19 protein-coding genes and 1 other RNA gene are annotated in these 20,961 nt (G+C 66.8%); 10 read left to right on the forward strand and 10 right to left on the reverse strand.

Annotated elements, in window-relative coordinates:
• The first annotated feature begins 12 nt into the window (after positions 1-12).
• Positions 13-3,828, forward strand: a complete 3,816-nt coding sequence (locus tag CLD20_RS18355) for an AsmA family protein (RefSeq protein WP_224408210.1) — start codon at positions 13-15, stop codon at positions 3,826-3,828.
• A 21-nt stretch (positions 3,829-3,849) separates the two neighbouring features.
• Here the strand turns inward: CLD20_RS18355 and CLD20_RS18360 are convergent, their stop codons facing one another.
• The 6 genes from CLD20_RS18360 to ssrA form a co-directional block, all read right to left on the reverse strand.
• Positions 3,850-4,071: a ribbon-helix-helix domain-containing protein gene (locus CLD20_RS18360; RefSeq protein WP_224408126.1), complete on the reverse strand. Its 222-nt coding sequence runs from the start codon at positions 4,069-4,071 to the stop codon at positions 3,850-3,852.
• A 20-nt stretch (positions 4,072-4,091) separates the two neighbouring features.
• Complete coding sequence (locus CLD20_RS18365) at positions 4,092-4,874, reverse strand: DUF1176 domain-containing protein (RefSeq protein WP_224408127.1); 783 nt, start codon at positions 4,872-4,874, stop codon at positions 4,092-4,094.
• A gap of 8 nt (positions 4,875-4,882) precedes the next feature.
• Positions 4,883-5,092, reverse strand: a complete 210-nt coding sequence (locus tag CLD20_RS18370) for a DUF4169 family protein (RefSeq protein ID WP_224408128.1) — start codon at positions 5,090-5,092, stop codon at positions 4,883-4,885.
• 56 nt (positions 5,093-5,148) lie between these two features.
• Positions 5,149-6,543 (reverse strand): class II fumarate hydratase, encoded by a 1,395-nt coding sequence (gene fumC, locus CLD20_RS18375; protein ID WP_224408129.1) that lies wholly within the window; start codon positions 6,541-6,543, stop codon positions 5,149-5,151.
• Positions 6,544-6,636: 93 nt separating this feature from the next.
• Entirely contained in the window at positions 6,637-7,221 is a 585-nt protein-coding gene (locus tag CLD20_RS18380) for an SspB family protein (protein WP_224408130.1), read from the reverse strand.
• A gap of 114 nt (positions 7,222-7,335) precedes the next feature.
• Positions 7,336-7,728: a transfer-messenger RNA gene (ssrA, locus tag CLD20_RS18385) on the reverse strand.
• A 322-nt stretch (positions 7,729-8,050) separates the two neighbouring features.
• On the opposite strand from ssrA, the gene CLD20_RS18390 reads away from it, so the two are divergent.
• The 6 genes from CLD20_RS18390 (at position 8,051) to CLD20_RS18415 (ending at position 13,584) form a co-directional block, all read left to right on the forward strand.
• Positions 8,051-8,845, forward strand: coding sequence for a thymidylate synthase (locus CLD20_RS18390; protein WP_224408131.1), 795 nt, complete (start codon positions 8,051-8,053; stop codon positions 8,843-8,845).
• Positions 8,842-9,354 (forward strand): dihydrofolate reductase, encoded by a 513-nt coding sequence (locus tag CLD20_RS18395; RefSeq protein ID WP_224408132.1) that lies wholly within the window; start codon positions 8,842-8,844, stop codon positions 9,352-9,354. Before CLD20_RS18390 ends, CLD20_RS18395 begins: the two co-directional genes overlap by 4 nt.
• Positions 9,355-9,549: 195 nt before the next feature.
• Positions 9,550-10,695, forward strand: coding sequence for an FtsH protease activity modulator HflK (hflK, locus tag CLD20_RS18400; protein WP_224408133.1), 1,146 nt, complete (start codon positions 9,550-9,552; stop codon positions 10,693-10,695).
• A complete protein-coding gene (gene hflC, locus CLD20_RS18405) occupies positions 10,692-11,780 on the forward strand; it encodes a protease modulator HflC (protein ID WP_224408134.1) in 1,089 nt (362 codons plus the stop codon). The genes hflK and hflC overlap by 4 nt, the downstream gene beginning before the upstream one ends.
• Positions 11,777-11,962: a DUF2065 domain-containing protein gene (locus tag CLD20_RS18410; protein ID WP_224408135.1), complete on the forward strand. Its 186-nt coding sequence runs from the start codon at positions 11,777-11,779 to the stop codon at positions 11,960-11,962. The genes hflC and CLD20_RS18410 overlap by 4 nt, the downstream gene beginning before the upstream one ends.
• A 62-nt stretch (positions 11,963-12,024) precedes the next feature.
• Positions 12,025-13,584, forward strand: a complete 1,560-nt coding sequence (locus tag CLD20_RS18415) for a DegQ family serine endoprotease (RefSeq protein ID WP_370636939.1) — start codon at positions 12,025-12,027, stop codon at positions 13,582-13,584.
• Here the strand turns inward: CLD20_RS18415 and CLD20_RS18420 are convergent.
• Positions 13,571-14,140, reverse strand: coding sequence for a GNAT family N-acetyltransferase (locus CLD20_RS18420; RefSeq protein ID WP_224408136.1), 570 nt, complete (start codon positions 14,138-14,140; stop codon positions 13,571-13,573). The two genes, CLD20_RS18415 and CLD20_RS18420, sit on opposite strands and share 14 nt — an antisense overlap.
• A complete protein-coding gene (gene serB, locus CLD20_RS18425) occupies positions 14,137-15,048 on the reverse strand; it encodes a phosphoserine phosphatase SerB (RefSeq protein ID WP_224408137.1) in 912 nt (303 codons plus the stop codon). The genes CLD20_RS18420 and serB overlap by 4 nt, the downstream gene beginning before the upstream one ends.
• On the opposite strand from serB, the gene miaA reads away from it, so the two are divergent.
• Complete coding sequence (gene miaA / locus CLD20_RS18430) at positions 15,047-15,991, forward strand: tRNA (adenosine(37)-N6)-dimethylallyltransferase MiaA (protein ID WP_224408138.1); 945 nt, start codon at positions 15,047-15,049, stop codon at positions 15,989-15,991. The two genes, serB and miaA, sit on opposite strands and share 2 nt — an antisense overlap.
• 27 nt (positions 15,992-16,018) lie before the next feature.
• Here miaA and CLD20_RS18435 read toward each other — a convergent pair whose 3' ends face one another.
• Complete coding sequence (locus CLD20_RS18435) at positions 16,019-17,416, reverse strand: CHASE3 domain-containing protein (RefSeq protein ID WP_224408139.1); 1,398 nt, start codon at positions 17,414-17,416, stop codon at positions 16,019-16,021.
• Between the two features lie 170 nt (positions 17,417-17,586).
• On the opposite strand from CLD20_RS18435, the gene CLD20_RS18440 reads away from it, so the two are divergent.
• Positions 17,587-17,970: a response regulator gene (locus CLD20_RS18440; protein ID WP_224408140.1), complete on the forward strand. Its 384-nt coding sequence runs from the start codon at positions 17,587-17,589 to the stop codon at positions 17,968-17,970.
• Here the strand turns inward: CLD20_RS18440 and CLD20_RS18445 are convergent.
• Complete coding sequence (locus CLD20_RS18445; RefSeq protein WP_224408141.1) at positions 17,967-18,824, reverse strand: hypothetical protein; 858 nt, start codon at positions 18,822-18,824, stop codon at positions 17,967-17,969. The genes CLD20_RS18440 and CLD20_RS18445 overlap by 4 nt on opposite strands.
• Positions 18,825-19,144: 320 nt before the next feature.
• Between CLD20_RS18445 and CLD20_RS18450 the strand changes: the two genes are divergently transcribed.
• On the forward strand, positions 19,145-20,905 hold the full coding sequence (locus tag CLD20_RS18450) for an acetolactate synthase 3 large subunit (protein WP_224408142.1): 1,761 nt from the start codon (positions 19,145-19,147) through the stop codon (positions 20,903-20,905).
• The last annotated feature ends 56 nt before the right edge of the window (positions 20,906-20,961 follow it).

Below are 20,961 nucleotides of genomic sequence, written 5' to 3' on the forward strand. Positions count from 1 at the left end.
ATCGCGGTCGGGCTGGCCATCATCGCGGTGCTCTTCACCGCGCTGATCGCGCCCTACGTGATCGATTGGGACAATTACCGTCACCAGTTCGAGGAAAAGGTCTCGGCCTCGCTGGGCGTGCCCGTTTCCGTCGGGGGGGAGGCGGATCTCGCGATCCTGCCAACGCCGACCCTCAGCCTTGGCGATGTTCGCATCGGGCCGGCGGACGCACCCTTCCTGACACTCGATGAAATGCGCGCCAAGGTGGAGCTGACGGGGCTCCTCAAGGGCGAGATCAACGTCATCTCCGTCGATCTGGAGCGCCCTCGGCTCTCCGTCGACATTGCCGATCTCGCTCCCGATGGCGGCCGGGTCAGTCTCGGCGGCTTCAATGCCGGGCAGGTTTCGCTCGGCGAGATGGCGATCCGCGACGGCGAGGTGACGGTGCGAGACAGCCGGCGGGGCGCGTCATGGCGGCTCGGCGACGTCAGGGCCGAGGTCCGGGCCCGCACGCTCGAAGGGCCGGGCCGGCTGGAAGGCGGCTTCGTGCTCGGCGGCGAGCGATACCGCATCGACCTTGCCGCGGGCCGGCTGTCCTCCGGCGGCACGGTGCCGCTCAAGATGCTCCTCATTCCGGCGGGCAGGCCGCTCACCCTGTCCACCAGCGGCGAGGTGCGCCTCCTCGGCGAGGATGGACCCGCCTATGAAGGCACCTTCGATCTGTCAGGCCTCAAGCCGGAGGAGGGCGCCGATCCGGCGAGCGTCTCGCCGCTGGCGCTCCTTAAGACGTCCGGCAAGTTCAAACTCAGCCATGAGAGCCTCGCCTCGGAAGAATTCAGCCTGGCCTACGGGCCGGAGGCGAAGGCCGTGCAGGTGAACGGCGAGGGAAGCATCTCCTTCCTGCCAGAGCCCCAATTCCGTCTCGCCTTCGACACCCGCCAGATCGACCTCGATCGCGCCCTTGGCGGCGGCGCCGGCCAGCCAATCGAGATCGCCGCGGCGACCGAGAGGCTGCTCGCCGGCCTGAAAGACGTGCCGGTGCCTTCGATCCCGGGCCTCATCACGCTCGACGCGCAAGGCCTTGTCGTCGGCGGAAGCGTCATCCAGGCCGTCGGCACCGATATCCGCCCGAGCGAGGACGGCTGGAAGATCGATATCTTCTCCGCGCTCCTGCCCGGCGCGACACGCGTCGACGTGTCGGGCGATCTCGCCACCGCAGAGCCCGCCTTCCGCGGCCACGGCAAGATCGTCTGCGAGCGGCCATCCGCCTTCGCCGCCTGGTGGCGCGGCGAGGCAGGGGAGGCCACGCGCCTCGATCGTTTCCTCGTTGAGGCCGATCTCGACCTTTCGCCGCGCCAGCAGACGGCGCGTGCGCTGCACGCGGAAGTCGGGGAGGGTACGCTTTCCGGCAGTCTGTCGGTGCGTCGTTTCGAGCGCACGGGAGAAGCCTTTGCCGATGTCGATCTGGCCGCCGACAAGGTTGCGCTGGAGGATGCGCGCGCGGTCCTGCACGTGCTCGCGGGCGACAATCTGAAGAACGGCGATTTTGCCCGTATCGCGCTGGCACTCTCCGCCAACCAGCTTTCGGCCGGTGGGGCGGAGGCGCAGTCGGCGAGGCTTGAGGGGGTTCTGGCCGGCAACAGCCTCGACATTTCCGCGCTCTCCGTCACCGACCTCGCCGGCGCCGACATCACCGCGAGCGGGCGGATCGACGATCTTTTCGGCAAGCCGCAGGGCCGCCTCTCGGCCGATGTGCGCGCGGAGAATCTCTCCGGTGCGGCCGATTTCGCGCGGGGTCTGTTTCCGTCGAGCATGCTCGCCACGCGCCTCCAGGATCGCGCCGACGCCCTGTCGCCCGTCGATGCGACAATGGCGGTGACGGCCGAGCCGGACGGGGCCTTCACGCTCGACCTTTCCGGCTCCTTCGGCGGCTCGCGCGTCACCCTCACGGCCGACGGAAGCGACGGCCTTGCCTCGCCCGATCGGCTTGCCGGCCGCGCCGACCTCCTCGTCCAGTCGGACGACACGGCCGCACTCGCCTCGCAACTCGGGTTCGACGTCGTGCCGCTGCCCGGCAGCGGGCCGGCGCGGCTTTCCGTCACGCTGGAGGGCTCGGCGAAGGAAGGCGGCTCAGTCTCGGCGACCGGCGAGGCGGCCGGTATCGGCTTTTCCTTCGACGGCAGCGGCAATGCCGGCGGGACGGCTCCGGCGCTTTCCGGCACGGCCTCGCTCAATGCGGACGATCTCGACACGGCGCTGCTCCTTGCCGGCGTGGCGTTGCCGGGCGTCGGCGAAGGCCATGCGCTCTCCGCCAGCGGCCAGCTCGAACTGTCGCGCGGCGTGCTCGACTTCGACCTCGCGCAGGCGGCGTTCGACGGCAGTGTGGTGGGGGGCCATCTCACCGCCGGCCGGGGGGGCGATGCGATCAGGATCGGGGGCGAGCTTCGTCTGGACAGGGTCTCGCTGGCGCTGCTTGCAGCTTCCGCGCTCGGCGTCAGCCCGGATTACGGCGCAGATGGCTGGCCGAAGGACGCCTTCGCTCCGGCGCTGCCGGACGGCGTGATGCTCGACCTTGCCGTGCACGCGCAGACGGCCGAGAGCGGCGTCGGAAAGATCTTCCGGAACGTCTCTTTCGCCTATCGCTATGACGGTGCCGGCGGCCTCAGCCTCGACGATTTCAACGGCGACTTTGCCGGCGGGCGGATGAGCGGGGCGCTCGTCGTGGGAGGCGGGGACGGCGCCAGAGCGATCACGCTGCGTCTGTCGCTCTCCGACGCGCTTGTCACCGAAATCGCCTGGCAGAAAAACGGAAGGTCCGTCGCCAATGGCACGATCTCCGCCTCGATGGAGGTGACCGGGCGGGGGCGCTCCTATTCCGGCGTCCTTTCCAGCCTGAACGGCAGCGGCTCCTTCACGCTCAGGGACGGTCTGCTGCGCTACATGAACCCGCAGGCCTTCGGCTCCATCATCCATGCGGCGGATGCCGGGCTGAAGCTGGAGCGCGAGCCCGTTGCGGAGGCCTTCAAGGGCCATCTCGACGCCGGAACGCTCTCCTTCGAGCGCGCCACCGGCTCCTTCGCTGTCACTTCGGGCATTCTGAGGCTCTCCACCCTGACGCTCGACGGAGCCGGGACGGCGACGGTGCTGGGTTCCGCCTCGGTCGACCTCAATCGCATGACGCTCTCCTCCGACTGGTCGCTGAAGGTCGATCCGGGCGAGGAGAAGGTGACGGGGGCAGAGCCGGAGGTCGGTATCCTCTTTTCCGGTCCGCTCTCCGATCCGCAGCGGCGGATCGACGTTACGCCCTTCCTCGGCTTCCTGACGGTTCGGGCCTTCGAGCAGGAAGTGCAGCGGGTGGAGAAGCTGCAGGCGGAGATTCAGGAAGGCGACCGGCTGCGGCGCGAGCTGAGGCGCCAGCGGGAGGCCGACGACCGCAAGCAGCGCGAAGCCGAGGACGCCGCCAGAGCGGCGGCCGAGGCCGAGCAGAAGGCGAAGGAAGAGGAGGCCGCCCGGCAGGAACAGCAATCGCAGAAGGCTGCCGAGGAAGCGGAGAAGGCGCGGGAGGCGGCGCGCGCCGCAGTACGGGCCGCCGCCGAAGCCGCGGCGGAAGAGGCCGAGCAGCCGGCCGAGAGCAGCAATGACGGGGCTCCGGTCCAGCCGCAGCCCCAGCCCAGGCCGACGGACCCGCAGGCGCTCGGTGGGGAAGTGCCGGCGGCGCCCCAGCCACAGGGAAGTCCGGACGATCAGGAAGCGTTTGCACGGCGGCTCGGACGCATCCTGGAAGAGCCGCTGCCGCCAGCGGCGCCATCGCCGGGCCAGCCGCTCGACCTGTTGCCTCCGGCCAACTGAGCCTGCCGCCAGACCTCGGCTTTACGGCTCGTCTCGTCCCGCCTCGCGCTGGACATGGGCGAGGACCGCGATCCTGAGCGCGGAGGAGAGATTTTCACTCTGGCGCGCGGCATCGACGGTCTCGATCATCTGCCCGAGCGATTTGCCCTCCTGGGCCGCCATCCGCTTCAGCTCGGCCCAGAAGGGATCTTCGAGACTGACGCTGGTGCGGTGACCGGCGATGACGACGGAGCGCTTCTTCACCTTGACCTGCGCGCTCTGCCTCAGCCGTTGACGCCGGGAATCGGCGGCGGTGGCGGGCTGATGATGACGCCTGCCGGCGGCTGGACCGACTGGTCGGGCATGGCGGGGGCCGGCGAGGCGGAATCCGCCGGCACGCCGGTCGAGCCAGGCTTGGTGCAGGCGGAGCGCATGGTGCGCAGCGCGGCGGCCGAGCCCTTGAGGGTAAGATTGGTGCGCTCCGGTCCCATGGAGACGGTCAGGTTGCTGCCGAGCGACATGGCATAGAGCAGGGGGTCGGATTCCTCGATCGACACTTCCGGCAGAAATCCGTTGTAAAGATCACTGCGATGCAGGCGTCCGTCGCGGCGGAAGATGTCGCGATCGACCTCGAAGGCCACTTCGACGAGATCACCCTCGTTGCCGGTTTCCAGCACCATGGTCGGGCGTATCGTGATGTCCTTGCCGGAGAGCGTGCAGCTGACATCGAGCGGGACGTCATCGCATTGGTCGCAGCCGGCGATGAAGGCGGAGGCGCCGGTGTCGGTGAGCGAGCTACGCCAGGAATAGGCGCCCTCGCCAGAGGCGGGCGCGGCCTGCTGCTGGGTCGGCGCGGCCTGCTCTTGGGAAGGCTGGGAAGACTGAGGCGCGGGATTGGGAGCGGGAGCCGGAGCGGCGGGTGCCGCCGGTGCGGTCTGCTCCATGGCCGGCGGGTTCGGTGTCAGCGGGATCTGGCGAACGCCCTGGCTGGGGCTCTGCTGGGCGAAGGCGATACCCGGGAAAAGGAGCGCCAAGGCGAGCGGCGCAAGACGAAGTGCAGTCGGCATTTCGGGTCTCATTCCTCTGGAGCCTCGTCGGGCGCTCCGGCGGCCGGCAACCGGCGGTGGCCCTCGATATGGCGGGTCTCCTGTTGCCGAACGCGGTCGGCGGCGAGGCGTTCCGCACGGGAAAGTCCGTGCCGCACCCGGCTTTCCTCGGCCGCCGCTTCCTTGATGGCCCGCGCCTTCGCCTTGCGGGCCATTCTGAGGTTCACGATCTCGGCCATGAAAAGCTCCCTTGAAAGGCCCCGATGAGCGGCTCCGCGGCCTTGCGGGCGCCTTCTCAGTGCGGGGAGATCATCTTCTCCGGGCGCACCAGTTCATCGAACTCCGCTTCGGTGACAAAACCGAGGCGGGTCGCCTCCTCCTTGAGGGTGGTGCCGTTCTTGTGGGCTTCCTTGGCGACCTTGGTGGCGTTGTCGTAGCCGATCTTCGGCGCGAGCGCGGTGACGAGCATCAGCGAGCGGCGCATCAATTCGTCGATGCGATCCTCGTTCGCCTTGATGCCGGCGACGCAATGGTCGGCGAAGGAACGGCAGGCGCCCGACAGGATGTCGATCGACTGCAGCATGTTGTAGGCCATCACGGGCTTATAGACATTGAGCTCGAAATGGCCCTGGCTGCCGGCGACGGTGATGGTGGTGTTGTTGCCCATCACCTGCGCGCAGACCATCGTCATGGCCTCGCACTGCGTCGGATTGACCTTGCCCGGCATGATGGAGGAGCCCGGCTCGTTCTCCGGCAGGATCAGCTCGCCGAGACCCGAACGGGGGCCGGAGCCGAGAAAGCGGATATCGTTGGCGATCTTGAAGAGCGAGACGGCGAGCGTGTTGAGCGCGCCGTGGGCGAAGACATAGGCGTCGTGCGCGGCGAGCGCCTCGAACTTGTTCGGGGCCGTGCGGAAGGGAAGGCCCGTCGCCTCGGCGACGGAAGCGGCGAAGCGCTCGGCGAATTCGGGATGGGCGTTGAGACCCGTGCCGACCGCGGTGCCACCCTGGGCGAGCTCGAAGAGGTAGTCGACGCCCTCGCGGATGCGCTCCAGGCCGTAGTGGAGCTGCGCCACATAGCCGGAGAATTCCTGGCCGAGCGTCACGGGCGTTGCGTCCTGCGTATGCGTGCGGCCGATCTTGATGATGTGGGCGAACGCCTTCGATCGGGCGCTCAGCTTCTCGCGCAGATGCTCCACCGCGGGGATGAGCCGATGCACGATCTCCTCCGCGGCGGCGATATGCATGGCCGTCGGGAAGGTATCGTTGGAGGACTGGCTGCGGTTGACGTGGTCGTTCGGATGGACCGGGTCCTTGGTGCCGAGCGTGCCGCCGAGGATCTCGATCGCGCGGTTGGCGATGACCTCGTTGGCGTTCATGTTGGTCTGGGTGCCCGAACCGGTCTGCCAGACTACCAGCGGGAAGTTCTCGTCGAACTTGCCGGCGGCGACTTCCTGTGCCGCCTGGCCGATGGCGCCGGCGAGCTTCGGATCGAGATTTCCGAGGTCGCGGTTCACCTCCGCGGCGGCGCCCTTGATCAGGCCGAGGGCGCGGACCAACGGCTTTGGCATGCGCTCCGAGCCGATCTCGAAATTTTTCAGGGAACGCGCCGTCTGGGCGCCCCAGTACTTGTCGGCGGGAACTTCGAGCGGACCGAAGGAATCGGTCTCCGTGCGGGTTTCTTGGGTCATTCTACTCTTCGGCTCGGCAGGTTTGGCGCCTTTTCCCATCCGCCGCGCCGACGGGCAAGAGCTTCTCGCCATTCGCGCGCCGGAAAGCGCCGATCAGCCGTTCTTCTTGCGAAAAGCGTCGAGCGAGACGACCTCGGCGCCTTCCTTGCCGGCCTCATCCTTGGCGAGGGCTTCCTTCGGCTCCTCGCCTTCGGCTCCTGCCTCAGCCTCGGCAGCCTCCTTCAGCGGGGAGGGAACGGCGCCGACGAGCGGCGGGCCCATTTCTTCGGTCCCCGTCGTGGCGGTATTGGCGGTCCCTGCCGGGACGGCGTTTCCGGCCGTTTCCGGCACGTCGAATTTCAGCCCGAAGCTCGCATGCGGATCGACGAAAGCCTTGATGGCCCGGAATGGAACGAGAAGGCGCTCCGGCACGCCATTGAAGGAAAGGCCGACCTCGAAGGTCGTGTCGGTGATCGAAAGATCCCAGAACTGGTGCTGCAGGACGATCGTCATCTCCTCCGGATACTGGGCGCGCAGGCGCGAGGAGATGCGCACGCCCGGATGAAGCGTATCGAAGGTGACGAAGAAGTGGTGCTCACCCGGCAGGCCGGTCTGCGCCACTTCGGCGATTACCTTGCGGATGACGCCGCGCAGGGCTTCCTGGGTGAGAACGTCGTATCTGATGAGGTCAGCCGCCATGCGCGGAAGGTAGGTCCTGCTCGGTCGCCGAGCAATACGGCACGGACCATTTCGCATCGTCGCCGCCGCGCTTTTTTCAAAGGTGTGACAGGGAAATGGCAGAAGGGGGAAGGAAATGGAGGCTTCTGTTGCCAGGTGCCTCCGGACCCCGCCTGACGGGGCTAACCGCCAGGGCTTGAATTGAAGCAGTCAGGCTGCATTACGCAGCGAGACGAGCCTCAGCATAGTTGTCATTCGCAACTACAGGTTTTGGCCCGATAACGGCGGAACCATGCCGAGCGAAAGCGTAGCCTTTACACCCTCGTCGATCCTATTTCGCCCCCATCATCAGCGGCCCCTGGCCGAGAATTCGATGCCCGTTCAAGGCGTTGCCCTGGGCCGATGATGGTGGAGGCGCCGGGTACCGCCCCCGGGTCCGATAGGCTTATTACGCAGGCCGTTTATCGCTATAGCCGACTGACGCCGGCACCGATGAATATATGCGCTTCCGGTCCGATTTCAAAGAGGCGGCTCGCGAAGGCATTCTGTGGGCGGGCGGTATCGCTTCCGCAGCCGACATGTGCGTGATGCAGGAAAGTCGTAAACCATAGGGCGAAAACGCATCCCCGATTGCCGGCGGACAGAGCCGCCGATAACGGAGACGGAAGACGCCAACTGGCCCGTGGCGCTCGAGAGGCGAGCTGAGCGATCGCGAGTCGCGTCAGGCATTTGCGACCGTCGGCTCCCGTTCCGATTCAACCAAATGCTGGTGCAAAGTGGCTGTGAAGGCCGGGGACGAAACGGTCTTCGGCCGGTGCCGCGGCGCCAGAATCGCGTAAGGTACTCTCCCATGCAGCAATATCTCGATCTTCTCGCCCGCGTGCTGGAGGAAGGCACGCGCAAGGACGACCGCACCGGCACCGGCACTTTTTCCGTGTTCGGCCACCAGATGCGCTTCGATCTTTCGGGCGGCTTTCCGCTGCTGACGACGAAGAAGCTGCACCTCAAATCGATCATCCACGAGCTTCTCTGGTTCCTCGCCGGCGATACCAACATCGCCTATCTCAAGCAGAACGGCGTCCGCATCTGGGACGAATGGGCCGACGCAAACGGCGATCTCGGGCCCGTCTACGGCCAGCAATGGCGCTCCTGGGCGGCGCCGGACGGCCGGCAGATCGACCAGATTTCGCAAGTGGTTGCGGATATCCGCTCCAATCCCGATTCACGCCGCCTCATGGTCACCGCCTGGAACCCGGCCGATGTCGGACAAATGGCGCTGCCGCCCTGCCACTGCCTCTTCCAGTTCTACGTCGCCGACGGAAGGCTCTCCTGCCAGCTCTACCAGCGCTCGGCAGACGTCTTTCTCGGCGTGCCGTTCAACATCGCCTCCTACGCCCTGCTGACGATGATGGTGGCGCAGGTGAGCGGGCTGAAGGCGGGCGATTTCGTCCACACCTTCGGCGACGCGCATCTTTATTCGGACCATGTCGAGCAGGCGAAGCTGCAGCTGACGCGCGCGCCGCGCGCCCTGCCGGAAATGCGCATCAACCCGGACGTCCATTCGATCTTCGATTTCGTCTATGGCGATTTCGAACTCGTCGGCTACGAGCCGCATCCGCATATCGCGGCGAAGGTGGCGGTTTGAGCGAGACGCCGGTCGCCATCGTCGTCGCCGTGGCGAAGAACGGCATCATCGGGCGCGAAGGCAGTCTGCCCTGGCGGGTGAGGGCAGACCTCAGACGCTTCCGCTCGACCACCATGGGCAAGCCCATCGTCATGGGACGCAAGACGTTCCAGAGCCTTCCGGGCGCGCTCGACGGGCGGGCGAACATCGTCGTGACGCGGGAGCGGGGCTTTTCGGCGGAGGGCGTGGAGGTCGCGCATGATTTTGAAGATGCCATCGCGCTGGCGCAAACTGCGGCGGCTCGTCTCGGGGCGGATGAAATCTGCGTGATCGGCGGGGCCTCGCTGTTTGGCGAGGCGCTGCCGCTTGCACGCCGTATCTACTTCACCGAGATCGACGCCGAGCCGGCGGGGGATGTCGCCTTTCCGGCCTTCGATCGCGCCGCATGGCGGGAAAATGCGCGCGAGGCCTTGCCGGCCGACGGCGGCGACACGGCGGGCGCCGTCTTCACCATCCTGGAAAGAGCGTGAAAGCTTCGCCGTCTTGGTTCTTGCGGCCTCTGCCCGGAATGCCCATGTGGGTTCGGGCCTTGCGTTCCCGACGCCGGGCTTTTTGCATTGTCATTTCCCGCTCCGTTGATGGGCCGGCTACGGTTGCCTATAACCCGCGCCGAACGATGGGGTGGACGGTGCCCGCACGGGGGCCGGGCGCAACGAGGAGGCTGAATGCCCTGGAACAATAATAACGGCGGCCCCTGGGGTGGCTCCGGAGGAAATCGCGGCGGACCATGGGGGTCCGGACCGCAACAGCCGCAAGGTGGCGGCTCGCAGCAGCCCGATCTGGAAGATCTGATTCGCCGTGGTCAGGACCGGCTGAGGCGGATGTTCCCCTCCGGCGGACGCGGCAACCAGGCGATCGCGGCGCTTGTCGCCATCGTGCTCGTCGCCGTGTGGCTGACGAATGCCGTCTATCAGGTCCAGCCGGACCAGCTCGGCCAGGAACTCGTCTTCGGCAAGCCGAAGAACGAGGTCGCCGGGCCTGGCCTGCATTTCCATTGGTGGCCGGTGGAGACGGTGGAGATCGTCAACATCCGTCAGCGGCGCGAGACCATCGGCTCCGGCACGCGCGCCGGCGGCAGCGATCTCAGCCTGATGCTCTCCGGCGACCAGAACATCGTCGACGTCGTCTTCTCGGTCATCTGGCGCGTCAGCGAGCCCAAGAAATATCTCTTCAACGTCGCCGATCCGGAAGCCTTCGTGCGCCGCATCGCGGAAAGCGCGATGCGCGAATATGTCGGCCGCTCGCGCGCCGAGGAAGTGCGCACGGAGCGCCGTGCCGAGGTCGAGGAAGCGGTGCGCCAGCAGCTGCAGTCGACGCTCGACGCCTATGGTGCCGGCATCACCGTCGTCGGCATCCAGCTGGAGCGGGCCGACCCGCCGGCCGAGGTCGCCGACGCCTTCGAGGAGGTGCAGCGCGCCCAGCAGGATCTCGACCGTTTCCAGCGCGAGGCGGAGCAATACGCCAACCGCCGTCTCGGCGAGGCGCGCGGCCAGGCTTCTCAGGTCCGGGAAGCGGCCCGCGGCTACAAGGAATCGACGATCGCAGAGGCACAGGGCGAGGCCCAGCGCTTCCTGTCGATCTACGACGAATACCGCCAGGCACCCGAAGTGACGCGAAAGCGCATGTATCTCGAAACGCTGGAGGAAGTCCTGCGCGATTCCAACAAGATCATCCTTGAACAGGGTGAGGACGGCCAGGGCGTGGTGCCCTACCTGCCGCTCAACGAGCTGCAGAACAAGAACGCAGGCACGCCCGGCGGACCGCGGAAGTCGACCAACACCTCCACCACGCAGCAGGGAGGCACGCAATGAGACGCTTGTGGATCCTTCTTGCCGTCGTCGTCGTGGTGCTGTTCCTCGTCTATTCGTCGGTCTTCGTCGTCAATGCGCGCGAGCAGGCGCTCGTCCTGCGGTTCGGCGAGATCACGCGGGTGATCAAGGAGCCGGGCCTCTACTTCAAGGTCCCGACCAATTTCGTGGAGACGGTGCAGATCATCGAGGATCGCATCCTTTCCTTCGAGATCGAGGACATCCGCGTGCAGGTGCGTGACGGAAGGCGCTATCTCGTCGATGCCTTCGTCGCCTACCGGATCGTGGAGCCGACGAAGTTCCGCGAGAACGTCTCCGGCTCGCTGGAAATCGCCCAGCAGAACCTGCAGACGCGGCTCGACGCCTCGCTGCGCCGGGTCTACGGCCAGCGCTCCTTCGAAGCGGCTCTGTCCGACCAGCGTATCGAGATGATGCGGGACGTGCGCGACCAGCTTCGCCCGCTCGCCGCCGATCTCGGTATCGAGATCGTCGATGTGCGCATCAAGCGGACGGACCTTCTGCCGGAAGTCTCCCAGCAGACCTTCGACCGGATGAAGGCGGAACGCCTTGCCGAGGCGGCAGAGCTGAGAGCCCGAGGCACGCAGGAAGCGGCCCGTATCCGGGCCGAGGCCGATCGCGAGGCGCAGGTCACGGTTGCCGAGGCAAACCGCGATTCGGAGGTCCTGCGAGGCGAGGGCGATGCCACCCGCACGAACGTCTTCGCCAAGGCCTTCACCATCGATCCGGAATTCTTCGAATTCTACCGCTCGATGCTGGCCTACGGGCGCGCCATCGAGGGGACCGGAACGACGCTCGTGCTGAAGCCGGATTCGGAATTCTTCCGCTATTTCCGCGATGCCGTGCCGGGCGGACAGCTTGCCACCCCGACCGGGCCGGCCGCCAGCACGCTGCCGCGGATCGCGCCGGAGGTGAAGGCCGAGCCGCTTCCTCCGCTGGGCGGGCGGGATCCCAACGTCCAGCCGGGCGCGCCCGATCCTTCCGAGATGCAGCCGCCCCCGCCGCCGGTGGAATCCAACGTTCCGGAGACGGGCACACCGAGCGAGGCTGACACGACCGGCGCGCAATGACCGACTTTTTTGCCGCCCTCGGTCTCGTCCTGGCACTGGAAGGCGCGCTTTACGCGCTATTTCCCGAGTTCATGAAGCGCGTCGCCGAACAGGCCGTCGCCAGCCCCGCCGAGACGCTTCGGACGGTGGGGCTGGTGTCTGCCGTCTTCGGGGTAGCGATCGTATGGATGGCCCGCAGCTGAGAGGCGCGGGCCGCATGGCGGTATCAGGCGCCCGGCGCGATCCGGGCACGAGGAGGTTGCGCATGAGCGAGGCACTCACCCGTATCGGCCGGCTCAGGGAGGCGGGGGGCAGGCTTTTCCTGGCGAGCATCCTCGTCGTGGGCATGGGCCTCGGCGCCGCTGAGGCGCGGCCGGCACCCGACAGCTTCGCCGATCTTGCCGAGGGGCTCCTCGGCTCGGTCGTCAACATCTCGACGTCCCAGCGTGTGAAGGTCTCGCGCGGTATCCCCGTGCCGGAGGTGCCGGACGGCTCGCCCTTCCAGGAGTTCTTCGAGGACTTCTTCAACCGCAACCGGGGCGATTCGGAACAGCCGTCGCGCCGGGTTCAGTCGCTCGGTTCCGGCTTCGTCATCGATCCGTCGGGGATCATCGCGACCAACAACCATGTGATCGCCGACGCCGACGAGATCATCGCCAATTTCGCCGACGGCACCAAACTGAAGGCCGAGGTGATCGGCCGGGACACGAAGACGGATCTCGCGCTCCTCAAGGTCGATCCGCCGAAGCCCCTCAAGGCCGTGAGTTTCGGCGATTCCGAAGCGCTCAGGATCGGCGACTGGGTGATGGCGATCGGCAATCCGTTCGGCTTTGGCGGCACGGTCACGGTCGGCATCGTCTCGGCCCTGGAGCGCGATATCAATTCCGGGCCCTACGACAAGTTCATCCAGACGGACGCCTCCATCAACCGCGGCAATTCCGGCGGACCGCTCTTCGATCTCGACGGCAAGGTGGTCGGCATCAACACCGCCATCATTTCCCCGACGGGCGGCTCGATCGGCATCGGCTTTGCCGTGCCGGCCGAGATTGCCGTGCCGGTGCTCGATCAACTGCGCCAGTACGGGGAGACGCGCCGCGGCTGGCTCGGGGTGCGCATCCAGGAGGTGACGGACGAGATCGCCGAGAGCCTCGGCATGAATACCGCGCGCGGGGCACTGATCGCCGGCGTCACCGAAAGCGGACCGGCGGCGGAGGCGGGGATCGTGCCCGGCGACGTGGTTGTGAAGTTCGACGGCCGGGACGTGCCTTCGATGCGTGACCTGCCGGGCATCGTCGCCGACACGCCGGTCGGCAAGGACGTCAAGGTGACGGTACTGCGCAAGGGCCAGGAGCTGGAAGTGACGGCCAAGCTCGGTCGCCTGGAAGAGGATGAGCAGCTTGTGGCCGGCGAGACGGGCGGCGACGAGCAGGCCGCTCCGGAGGAAAATCCCGACAGCAGCGTCTCTGCGCTCGGTCTGACGCTGAAGCCGCTGACGCCCGAGGCCCGCACCGATTTCGGCATTCCCGACGAGACGCAGGGTGTGCTCGTGGCCGAGGTGGAGACCGGCAGCGCTGCCGAAGAGCACCAGATCCAGGCCGGCGATGTCATCATGGAGGTCGGCCAGGAGGCCGTTTCCACGCCGGAAGACGTCTCCGCGCGGCTGACGGAGCTGCGCCGGCAGGACCGGCAATCCGCCCTCATGCTGATTGCGAGCCCGTCCGGGGATCTTCGTTTCGTGGCGCTTCGGCTCGACGCCATGGACGAGGACACGATCCCGCAGACGACGCCGGAAGAGACGAGCCCGGACGACACTAAGCCCCAGTAGGCGCCTCCGATTCCTGCCACTGGGCAGCGGTGATGGCGTAGGTGAGGTGTCGCCGGAGCGGCGAGTGGGCGGGCAGGTACGGGTGGTCGAAATCGAGGTCCGGCCGGCGCCGCATGCCGATCCGGCGCATCACCGCGAAGGAAGCCTCGTTGCCTTCCACGGCAAAGGAGACGACCTCCTCCAGACCCATCGGGCCGAAGGCATGGGCGAGTGAGGCGAGGGCCGCTTCGCTCGCATAGCCCTTCTTCCATTCCTGGCGCTTCAGCCGCCAGCCGATTTCGATCGCCGGTGTGAACTGGGCCGGAAAATCGGCGACATGCAGGCCGGTGAAGCCGATCTGGGTCCCGTCCTCCTTCTTCTCCAGAACCCAGAAGCCGAAGCCGTTGCGCGCGAAATGCTCCCGCAGCCGCTCGAAGACGATGTCGGATTCCCTGCGATCGCGCGTCGCCTCGAAGAAGCGCATGACTTCCGGGTCGGCGTTGAGATCTGCCCAGAAGTCCCGGTCGCGCTCTTCCCAGGGGCGGAGGATCAGCCGCTCGGACTGAAGCCGGCTCATGCGCGCGCGCCCGGGACGGTGAATTCCTCGCGTCTGAAACCCTGCAGGTAGAGCAGCGAGGAGAGGTCGCCGTGCCGGATGTCGGCGTCGGCGATCCGCGACAGTGCGGGCTTGCCATGCAGCGCGACACCGAGCCCGGCAAGCTCCACCATGCCCGCATCGTTGGCTCCGTCTCCGACGGCGAGGGCGCCGCTCGCCTCAAGGCCGAGGCGGGCAAGTGTCGCCTGAAGCGTGCTCACCTTGGCGTCGCGGCCGAGGATCGGTTCGGCGACCGACCCCGTGAATGTCTCGCCGCTCTCCTCGAGACGGTTGGCGTGGAACTCGTCGATGCCGAGCCGGCGGGCAATCTCGGCGGCGAAGATGGTGAAGCCTCCGGAAACGAGAACCGTATGCGCGCCGGCAGCCTTCATCGTGGCCACCAGCGTCCCGCCGCCCTTCTTCAGGGTGATGCGGGTATCGAGCAGGCGACGTGCCACGGAAACCGGCAGCCCCTTCAGCAGCGAGACCCGCTCGCGCAGCGCCGGCTCGAAGCTGATCTCGCCGGCCATCGCCCGGGCTGTGATCTCGGCGACCTTCTCGCCAATACCGGCCTCGGCGGCGAGTTCGTCGATGCATTCCTGATCGATCAGGGTGGAATCCATGTCGGCGATGAGGAGGCGCTTGCGCCTTCCTTCGGCCGGCAGGGCGGCCGCGTCGATCGGGGCTTCGCCGATGATGCTGCGGGCGGCAGCGAGCGCGGCGCCCCGCTCGCCGGTAAAGGCGATGTCGGCGGCCTCCTCCGGCGCGAGCCAGTCCGTCTTTCCGGGTTCCAGGCCCTCGGCGCGCATCGCCTGCGCGACAGCGTCGACGAGGCTTTCGGGAAGCGGCGCCTTCGCCTTCGAAGCGATCAGGGTTAGGACGGATGACATGCGGATCGATCCAGCAAAAATCGGCGAAGGGGAGGTGGTGCTGATAGCCGGGCCAACGGCAGGCGGCAAGACGCGCCTTGCGCTCGATCTCGCCGCGGCCCTCGCCACTGGCGGTCGCCGCGCATGTCTCGTCAACGCCGATTCCATGCAGGTCTATGGCGATCTGCGCATCCTTACCGCGCGGCCGGCAAGGGAGGAATTTGCCGGCGTCGCGCATCACCTTTTCGGCCATGTCGATGCGGGCGAGGCCTATTCCGTCGGACGATGGATCGCGGAGGTGGAAGAGGTGCTCGCCGGTGTGCGCCAGCGGGGAGAGACCGCGATCTTCGTCGGTGGCACCGGGCTTTATTTCAAGGCGCTCAGCGAAGGCATTTCGTCGATGCCCGACGTGCCGGAAGCCGTGCGCGAGGAAGTGCGGGCCCTTGCCGCCAGGGAGGGCGCGCAGGGCTTGGCGCGGCGGCTCATTGAGTGCGATCCGCAGGCGGCCGCGGCGATCCGGCCGAGCGATACGCAAAGGCTCGTGCGAGCCCTGGAGGTCAACCGGGCGAGCGGGCGCTCCATCCTCGCCTTTCAGCGCGAAGGACGCGAGAGGGCGCTCGTGCCGGATGGACCGCGCTTTGTCCTCCTGCCGGCGCGCGAGGCGCTCTACGCGGCGATCGACCGGCGTTTCGAAGCGATGGTGGAGGAGGGAGCACTCGAAGAGGTGCGCTCGCTCCTTGCAAGGGAGCTTTCTTCCGACCTGCCGGCTATGAAGGCGATCGGCGTTCGCCCGCTGGCGGAACATCTGCGGGGAAACATCTCGCTTGGCGAGGCCGTCGAGGCGGCGAAGACCGAGAGCCGCCGCTATGCCAAGCGCCAGCTCACCTGGCTGCGCCACCAGCTCGGCGAGGGCTGGGAGCGGCTGGAGCCGGCGGCCCACACGGCTTCGGGCGAGACAGCTTAGGGCGAGACGGGGTCAGGCCAGTCGGCTTCATGCCTTGATCGGGATGACGAGGCGGTGCTTCGTGCCCGGCCTTCCGCTGCCCGCGCCGGGATCGGCCGGTGCGGTCTTCATTTCCGAGCCGAGGCTGCGGGACATGGACGCGACGATGATCCGGCCGAGGCCCTCGTTCTCCATCTCCTCGTCGGCGCTGTCGACGTGATAGCCGACGCCATCATCGACGATTTCGACCGCGATGCCGCCGGCTTTGCTGTCCGGCTGCGCGCGAATGAGGATGGTGCCGCGCATCTCGTCCGGGAATGCGTGCTTGACCGCGTTGGTGACGAGTTCGTTGACGATGATCCCGATCGAGACGGCGTCCTTGCTGGGCAGTTCCATCGGTCCGGCATCGAGCTCCAGCGCGATGCGGTCGTCGGGCAGGAGCTCCTCCAGATCCTCCAGGAGGGGCTCCAGATAGGTGTCGAGCCTGACCGAATCGCGGCCGGCGAGAAGATGCAGCCGGCGCTGCGCGGAGCCGATGGCGCCGATATGCTCGCGGGCGGCGTCGAGTACGGCACGCGCCTCCGCATTGTCGCTCTTGCGGCCCTGCAGGGCGAGGATCGAGGAGACCATCGACAGGTTGTTGCCGACGCGGTGATTGACGTCGCTGAGGAGCGCCTCGACACGCTGGCGCTCGTTTTCCAGCTCAGCCGTGCGCGCGCTGACGCGTCCTTCCAGCGAAGCGTTGGCGGCGTTGAGCTCGGCGACATGCAGTTTCTCCGCGCGCAGGAGCGCGGTCGCCAGACCGCCCGTCGCGACAAGGGCGGCGATGATGGCGATGAGCAGGAGATCCCGATTCTCCCGCCGGTTCTGCTCGCGCTGGACGAGATTGCGCACCTCCTCGGCATCGAGTTCGTTGAGGCGCTGGACGATGCTGTTGGAGACCGAGCGCCCCTGGCGCTCGAGCTCGCTGCGCGCCTCGGCCTGCCGGCCGGCGGCGTAGAGCTCGATGGTCTCGTCCAGCTGATCGATGCGGGTCTGGATCAGAGCGTCGGCCGCTTCGAGGCGAGCCGTCTGGGCAACATTGTCGGAGAGAAGCGCATGCAGCTTGTCGATCTGGTCGGGCAGTAGCGCCACCGCCGGGCGGTAGGGATTGAGATAGGTCGCGTCACCGGTGAGGAGGTAGCCCCGCTGGGCACCCTCCGCTTCACGGAGCGAGCCGAGCAGGCCCTCGATCTCGCTGCGCACACGGAGCGTATGCTCCACCCAGTCGTCCGTGCGGTCGGCGCGGAGCGTCAGGAAGAGAATCGCGGCGACCGAGCCGAGGAGCAGGAAGAAGAGACCCATCCTGGTCAGCAGGATGCGCTTGCGCGTGCGCCCAAACGCTGCCCGCAGGCGCCGGTAGCGACTTGGCGGGATGGTTGCGTCCATGATTCCTTCAGCGCTCACACGAGCCTCGTTCCGTTCAATGTTGGGGCGGAACTCAACACGCTTCGACGCCATTTGTCTTTAATGCAGACAAAGATGACGAGGACGGGGCGTACAGTTTTTTCGGCTCTCGATCCCTTATCACTGATGGAAAGCGATGCGGACCGCAAGGGCCGTGCCGGGATGCACGCATGAAGGACGCACACTCGATCCTCGTTGCCGAAGACGAGGGATTGCTGGCACTGGAACTTCAGCTCGCGCTCAAGGAAGCGGGCTACCGGGTCATCGGCCCCTTCGAGCGGGTGGTGGAAGGGCTTGATGCCCTCGGCAGCGAGGCTCCCGATGCCGCGCTGCTCGATGTGAAGCTGCGGGACGGCGAGGTGTTTCCGCTGGCGCGCCGGCTTCACGAAAAGGGCGTTCCGATCACCTTCTTTTCCGGGCGCGCCTCGGAGGACCGGCTCTGGCCGCGACGCCTGCGCGGCCTGCCGCGGATGAACAAGCCGCTCTCGCCTCAGGTGCTTGCCGGTGCGGTCGCGGCGATGACGGCGCGCATCCCGCAAAGGGCCGGAATCTAGTCGGGATCTTTCGCCAGGAGGTGGTCGAAGCCGCCGCCAGCGACGCAGGCCGGCAGGCGCTCGCGGGGATAAGGCGCCAGGTTCTCCCAATAGCGCTGCCAGACGAGTTCCACACCGTTGCGCGCGACGATGTTGCCCTCGCTGATCGAGGCCAGCTTCTCGCGGAAAGCTTCGATGCCGCCCATCGAGGAGAAATGCCAGCCCGCATCCGGCACGATTGCGACCGGCAGAGGGATGCCGGTGGCGATGAAGTTCTTCGCGCGCACGAGAGCCGAACCGATGACGGTCGGGTACTTCCGGCGCTTGGAGACGCGCGCCTGCGTCATGCGCATCAGCTGTGGCGAGGCGAGGTGCCGGCGCTCCATCATCCGCGAGCAGAGCAGGGTATTTTCTTGCGGATAGTAGCGGTCGAGAAAGAACCGGTGCGAGCTCACCTCGAAGATGACGAGCCGGCCGCGGGCGATGTCACGTCCGACCGCCTCGCGCAGCTTGTCCGCGCGCACGATCTCGTCGACATCGGAAACGAGGACCAGATCGTCGGGAGCTGCCTCGGCAAGGCCGCTCAGGATCTGCTCGCGCTGGAAATGCTCGCGCTCCCAGCCGCCTTCGCGGGCACGCTTGCCGCGGGCGGGAGGCAGCTCCTTCGGGAAGGTCACCTTCACATGGACGATCTTCGCGGCCCAGGGCGAAAAGCGTTCCCTGTGCATCTCGAAATGGAAGGGCTTGGCACAGCCGGTGTGCGTTTCGTTCGTCTCCACGAGGACGAAACGGTCGACCACATCGCTCATTTCGCGCAAGCGGATATCGAGAAGATCGAACTCGTTATTGAAGATGAAGCAATCGAAGATCGCCATTCCTGCCCCGGCATCTCGCCGCGCGCGAGAGAAGGCTTTACTATCATCGGCCGCAGCCTGTGCAATGGCTCGACAACCCGTTTCAGAGTGCCGCGCCCGCAATGTCGCGCCGCCATATATTCTGCCGGCTTGACCGGTTCGGGGGATCGGAATAGAAGCGGGCGCATGTTGAAAGCCTCGCTTATCGTAACGTTGCGCACCGCCGGGGCGGCCTTGTAGGTCGCCGCGAGGCATGGTGGTGCGCGCTCTCAGGCTCCTTCGGGGGCCTTTTTTATTGCCGAAAGGAAGCGTAGGCCGAAGATGGCTGATCGGAGAGGATGATGGGTAAAGAAATGACCGGCGCGGAAATGGTCCTCCAGGCGCTGAGAGACCATGGCGTGAAGCACCTGTTCGGATATCCGGGCGGGGCCGCGCTTCCGATCTACGACGAGCTCTTCCAGCAGGAAGACATCCAGCACATCCTCGTCCGCCACGAACAGGGCGCGGGCCATGCGGCGGAGGGCTATGCGCGCTCCTCCGGCAAGCCGGGTGTCGTCCTCGTCACATCCGGTCCGGGCGCGACCAACATGGTGACGGCGCTGACGGACGCGATGCTGGATTCCATCCCGCTCGTCTGCATCACCGCGCAGGTGCCGACGCATCTCATCGGTTCCGACGCCTTCCAGGAATGCGACACCGTCGGCATCACGCGGCCCTGCACCAAGTACAACTGGCTGGTGCGCGACGTGAACGATCTGCCGCGCATCATGCACGACGCCTTCACGGTCGCCACGACCGGGCGGCCGGGTCCGGTCGTCGTCGACATTCCCAAGGACGTGCAGTTCGCCACCGGCACCTATCACGGGCCGGACGGGGAGGGGCGCTCCAGCTACAAGGGCTACGAGCCCCGTATCAAGGGCGACGAGCAGGCGATCGCCCATGCCGTGGAGCTGATGGCGAATGCCCGCCGGCCTGTCTTCTATACGGGTGGCGGGGTCATCAATTCCGGACCGGAGGCGAGCCAGCTGTTGCGCGAGCTCGTCGCTTCCACGGGCTTTCCGATCACCTCGACCCTGATGGGGCTCGGCGCCTATCCCGCCTCGGGCAAGAACTGGCTCGGCATGCTCGGCATGCACGGCACCTACGAGGCCAACATGGCGATGCACGATTGCGACGTCATGATCTGCATCGGGGCGCGCTTCGACGATCGCATCACCGGGCGTACCGACGCCTTCTCGCCCGGATCGCAGAAGATCCACGTCGATATAGACCCCTCGTCGGTCAACAAGAACGTTCGCGTCGACGTGCCGATCATCGGCGATGTGGGCAACGTCATGGGCGAGATGCTGCGGCTGTGGCGCGAGAAGGCGCCGAAGCCGGAACTGAAGCCCTGGTGGAACCAGATCGAGACCTGGAAGGCGCGCCGTTCGCTCGCCTACCGGCCGAACGCCGACGTGATCATGCCGCAATACGCGATCGAGCGGCTGTTCCAGGCCACCAAGGGGCTCGACACCTACATCACCACGGAAGTCGGCCAGCACCAGATGTGGGCGGCGCAGTTCTACCATTTCGACGAGCCGAACCGGTGGATGACCTCCGGCGGGCTCGGAACGATGGGCTATGGCCTGCCCGCCGCGCTCGGCGTGCAGGTGGCGCATCCGGAAAGCCTCGTCGTCGACATTGCGGGGGATGCTTCCGTGCTGATGACCATGCAGGAGATGTCGACGGCGGTGCAGCACAACCTGCCGATCAAGATCTTCATCCTGAACAATTGCTACATGGGCATGGTGCGGCAGTGGCAGCAGCTCCTGCACGGCAACCGGCTGTCGAATTCGTACAACGAATCCCTGCCGGACTTCGTGAAGCTCGCCGAAGCCTATGGCTGCGTCGGCATCCGGGCGGAGCGGCCGGGAGATCTCGACGACGCGATCGCCGAAATGATCTCCGTCAAGCAGCCGGTCCTCTTCGACTGCCGGGTGGCGAACCTTGAGAACTGCTTCCCGATGATCCCGTCCGGCAAGGCGCATAATGAGATGATCCTGCCGGCCGAGGCCGAGAGCGAGGCCGAAGCCGCCTTTGCGGGCGGCAAGGCCCTCGTGTGACGCCGGCTGCCGCCGCACAGAAGCAACCGCCCGGACGGCAGCGCCGGGCCGCAAGG

The organism is Afifella sp. IM 167, assembly GCF_020144925.1.
Classification (GTDB): domain Bacteria; phylum Pseudomonadota; class Alphaproteobacteria; order Rhizobiales; family Afifellaceae; genus Afifella.